At 72.0% G+C, this 3,609-nt stretch carries 4 protein-coding genes; 2 read left to right on the top strand and 2 right to left on the bottom strand.

Going from position 1 to position 3,609, the window contains the following annotated elements:
• Nucleotides 1–154 (top strand): TipAS antibiotic-recognition domain-containing protein (locus FNH05_RS39935; RefSeq protein WP_342781651.1); only part of this gene is annotated, 154 nt, incomplete at its 5' end.
• A 113-nt stretch (nucleotides 155–267) separates the two neighbouring features.
• Here the strand turns inward: FNH05_RS39935 and FNH05_RS34530 are convergent.
• Entirely contained in the window at nucleotides 268–1,353 is a 1,086-nt protein-coding gene (locus FNH05_RS34530; RefSeq protein WP_144593053.1) for a DUF5937 family protein, read from the bottom strand.
• A gap of 99 nt (nucleotides 1,354–1,452) precedes the next feature.
• On the opposite strand from FNH05_RS34530, the gene FNH05_RS34535 reads away from it, so the two are divergent.
• Complete coding sequence (locus tag FNH05_RS34535; protein WP_144593054.1) at nucleotides 1,453–2,649, top strand: MFS transporter; 1,197 nt, start codon at nucleotides 1,453–1,455, stop codon at nucleotides 2,647–2,649.
• A 35-nt stretch (nucleotides 2,650–2,684) separates the two neighbouring features.
• Here FNH05_RS34535 and FNH05_RS34540 read toward each other — a convergent pair whose 3' ends face one another.
• Nucleotides 2,685–3,293 (bottom strand): hypothetical protein, encoded by a 609-nt coding sequence (locus FNH05_RS34540; protein WP_186382885.1) that lies wholly within the window; start codon nucleotides 3,291–3,293, stop codon nucleotides 2,685–2,687.
• Nucleotides 3,294–3,609 lie beyond the last annotated feature (316 nt).

A 3,609-nucleotide genomic window follows, 5' to 3' on the forward strand; every position in this document is an offset into this window, starting at 1 on the left:
GTACTGGCGGCCGACCGCCGCGGCCTACGCGGCGATGGGCGGCCTGTATGCCACCGATCCGCGCCAGCGGGCGATGGCCGCGGAGGCCGATCCGGCCCTGCCGGTATGGCTCGCCGCGGCCATCGAGGCGTATGCACACCGGCGGCTTCGATGACCACTCAAGTGTATAACGACCTATACAGCGCCGGGTGCGGCGGCCGTTCCGGCCGCCGCTATTTTCGCCAGATACCCCGTAAAAAGAGCTTCTGAGGAGGGCCGCGGGTGCGTTCAGCGCAGGACGGCCGCCAGCAGGTCTGTGCCCAGTGTCGTCATCTCGGGCAGGTTGAGGCTGTAGTGGACGTAGCGCCCGTGCCGCCGGGATGTGAGCAGGCCCGCGCGGCGCAGGACGGCGAGGTGGCGGGAGACCTCCGGGGGCGAGAGTTCCCAGGCGTGGGCCAGCTCGCCGGTGGTGTGCGGGCCGCGGGCCAGGGTGCGCAGCAGCCGCAGCCGTACCGGATGTGCGAGTGCCTCCAGCCGGAGGGTGACCGTTTCCAGCGGCACCGGCTCTGACGGACTCGGCTCGGTGACGGGGTACTGCACCACCGGCCGCCATCCAGGGGCGTGGATCACCACCAGGTGCGGGCGGCCGAAGACAGTGGGGAGGAAGGTCACCCCGGTGCTGTGGGCGGCGGTCGCCTTGTCCTGCAACTTGTCCACGACGATGCGGTCGCCGTCCGGTGCCAGGGTGACCGCGCCGGAGACCGAGGCAAGTGCCGCCCTGATGCCCTGGCGCTTCAGCAGGTCGTTCTTCAGGCGCAGATCAGTGGCCAGTTGCACGGCGATGCCCGTCCAGGCGGCGTCGAAGAACGTCTCGGCGCACTGTTCGAGCGTGTGGCGCACCCGCGCCCGCACCGTCGCCGGATCCGCGAGCAGCCGCTCCGCGAAGGCCTCTTGGAGTGCGCCGCGGGCCTGGGCCCGTTCCAGGGCCCGCTCGCGGGCGGTCGTGTCGGCGAGCGGCGACGGCGCACCGAAGAAAACCCGGTTGTTGCCGCACGTGGTGGTGAGCGCGGAGGTCACATAGGTCTCGTCGTCGATGCGGTCCACATCGTCCAGCTCCTCGGTAAGCGTCTGCCGAGGCCGGGCGGGGACCAGGAAATCGGCTCGTGAGGACCGCCAGAGGAACTCCGCCTCCCGCAATCGCTCGGCCAGTTCCGGCGGCAGCCCGGCCCAGACGTTCGCGGCCCAGCCGGCCAGCCGAGGGTGATGCCCGGGTTCGGCCAGGACGTGCAGCATCGCGGTCAGCTCGGCCAGCGGGGAGGCGGCGAACCGCAGCCGCTCGGCCGGTAGTCCGGTGATGTCGATGCGCAGCGTCATCCCGCCATCATCGCCGCCTGGAAGGCCGGCGACGGCGTCGGTTGACGGTGTCCGTCAATCGACGTGGCAAGCCCGGGGGCCGAATACACCGTTGACACCATGGCAACCGTCACCAAGATCCGGCCCCGTGCCCTTGTCCGGGCTTCCGGAGGCCCCCGCTACACCATCGCCCTGGCGGTGGACGCGCTCGGCACCGGCCTGCTGCGGCCCTTTTTACTGCTCTACGGGGTGACGGTGCTCAGGCTGTCCGCGCCGGTCACCGGGACCGCCATGACAGCCGGCGCCGTCGCGGGTCTCGTGTGCATGCCCGCGGTGGGCCGATGGCTGGACCGGGGTGCACGCAGCACGGTCGTGGCGGCGTCGATGCTGGTGCGGGTGCTGGGTGTGGCGCTGCTGCTGGCCACCCCGGCGGGGAACGTCTGGCTGTTCGCGACCGCGGCGCTCTTCCTCGGCATCGGCAACCAGGCCTGGCCGGCCGCCCACGCCGCCCTCGTGGCCACGGTCGCCCACGGCCGGGAACGTGACGCCGCCCTCGCGGGGGGCCGCGCCCTGCGCAACGCGGGCCTGGGTGCGGGCGCCCTCCTCGCCACCGCTTGCCTGGCGGGCGGCACCACCGCAGTGCGGGCGTCGGCAGCCGTCACCGGGCTCGCCTACCTCGCCGCGGCGGCCTTGGCGTGGTCGGTCCGGGTGCACGCTCATCCGGCCGCCGCCGAGGAACCGAACAGGGCCAAGGACAGGGACGACGAGCCCGCACCCCGGATGCGCGCGCTGCTGGCCGCCAACGTGGTCTACGTCTTCTGCCTCAATCTCACCGAAATCGCGCTCCCGCTGGTCCTGGTGACGCAGATGCACGCCTCCCCGGTGTGGTCGGCGGCCGTCTTCGTGGCCAACACGGTGCTGGTGGTGACCCTGCAGGTTCCGGTCACCGTCCTGCTGTCCCGCTTCCCCCGCCGGTCCGTGCTGGCTCTCGGCGGCGTGGTGCTCACCACGTCCTACCTCGGTTTCCTCGCGGCCGTCTCCCTGGGACACGGCTGGGGTGCCCCGGCCGTCGCCGCGGTGTCCGTGGTCTGCACGCTCGGCGAGATCATCTACGCGGGCAGCGCCACCGCGCTCGTCACCGCCCTCGCCCCGGCGCAGGTCCTGGGACGCGCCCTCTCCCGTTTCCAGCTCTCCACGGGCTTCGGCCTCGCCGTCTCCCCGGCGGTCATCACCGCTCTCGCGTCCCACGGCCCGGCCGCCCTCTGGGGCAGCCTCGCCGCCGCGACGCTCCTCGCCGCCTTCGCCGTCGCCCGCTGAGGTGGTTAGCGGCGCGTTTGTTTCACGGTGCCGCGTCACGCCTTGGGTTCGGCGGCCTCGGCGTGGCGTGCGATCGTGCGGAGGGTGGCGGTCTGGATGGCGCGGATGAACGGGGAGACCGTCGTCCAGTACACCCAGAACTTCGCGCGGCTCCAGCCGTCTCCGAGGATGACGCGCGCGTCGTAGGTGAGCAGCGTGTGGGTTCCGCCGTAGGGTGCCGCGGACAGCGAGAGCACGATCTTGCCGAATCCCGGTTCGGCGAAGTCGATGAACCGGTCGGGTTCGACGCGGCGCCACACCACCACCGGCTTCCAGAACTGGCCTGCCACGCCGAGCACGATCTCCGAGCCCGGCCGTTCGCCAAGGATCGCCCATTCCGAGCCGGTGACCAGGTCGTCGAAGGTCAGCCGGGTGGGGACGCGCGGCATCCGGTGGTGCCGGTTCTTCCAGCGTTCGGGCAGGCCGCGGGCCCAGAACGCGAGGTTGACCAGGCCGCCGCCGATTTCGGTGAAATCGAGGCTGCGCAGGGCGGAATAGGTTCGCTCGACGGGTGCCTCCACCAGGAGATGGCGTGCCTGCAGCACGTCGTAGCGGGGTGCGAACCGGTCGGCGAGCAGGTCGGGCCGCGCCTGTGTGCTGGTCATCGCCTACGACTCCCCTCCGGTGGCGGCTGTCTTCGGCCAGCGTGCGGCCCGGGGTGGGAAGGCGCATAGGGCCGAAGGTCCATCCCCGGCCCGCCGGGGGCGCAGGCGGTGACTTTCGGCCCCAGACAGCGGGCCGGGGCCGGGCGCAGACTCGAATCGTCTTCTTGTCGCCGCGCCCGCGGAGAGACTCATGCCTTTCAGTGATCGAACGGAAGCGGGGCGCCGGCTGGCCGAGCGCCTGCGGGACTACCAGGGGCAGGACATCGTCGTGCTCGGGCTGCCCCGTGGCGGGGTTCCGGTGGCCTATGAGGTGGCG

Source organism: Amycolatopsis rhizosphaerae (assembly GCF_007713715.1).
Lineage (GTDB): Bacteria > Actinomycetota > Actinomycetes > Mycobacteriales > Pseudonocardiaceae > Amycolatopsis_E > Amycolatopsis_E rhizosphaerae.

Coding starts and splice junctions, on each gene's coding strand:
- FNH05_RS34530 (WP_144593053.1), bottom strand. CDS start 1,353: ATGACGCTGCGCATCGACATCACCGGACTACCGGCCGAGCGGCTGCGG.
- FNH05_RS34535 (WP_144593054.1), top strand. CDS start 1,453: ATGGCAACCGTCACCAAGATCCGGCCCCGTGCCCTTGTCCGGGCTTCC.
- FNH05_RS34540 (WP_186382885.1), bottom strand. CDS start 3,293: ATGACCAGCACACAGGCGCGGCCCGACCTGCTCGCCGACCGGTTCGCA.